The following is a 402-nucleotide window of genomic DNA, read 5'->3' on the forward strand; positions in this document are numbered from 1 at the left end:
GTTCCCGGGTTAAAAAAGAATGGCTCCATCAAAGAGGACTGATCCCACGTGTGTTGTCGGCCTTGGGTGGAGATCAACACTTCTTGCCGTACTCGACTGGTCAAGTTAGACAACGGGAGATCCACAGATCCCAGGTATTTAACTAAGGCGCCCGTAAACGGGCTTAGCGCCTGATCTCCATCATATGCAACACCTCCCGGCGCCGCAGCAAAACCAATGAAGGTGTTGCGCTGCGCTTCGATAGCTGCGAGTCCGTTACCGATGCTGTCTTTCCCGTCGATGAATATGGCCCTGTCTCTCGATATCAGCTTCAATGAACGAGCACCAATTGCAGCTTCGCCCGGAGCTGCACTGCGACATGCGTCCAGCAATACGATTCTAACATCGCTTCGGGTTGAAAGT

Annotated in this window: 1 protein-coding gene; it reads right to left on the reverse strand. The window is 52.7% G+C overall.

The window, feature by feature from the left end; genetic code table 11:
• Positions 1-371: caspase family protein (locus ACWTU8_RS33160; RefSeq protein ID WP_455851421.1), on the reverse strand; the 371-nt coding region annotated here is incomplete at its 3' end.
• Positions 372-402: the final 31 nt, after the last annotated feature.

It is taken from the genome of Mesorhizobium sp. BHbdii, assembly GCF_053848045.1.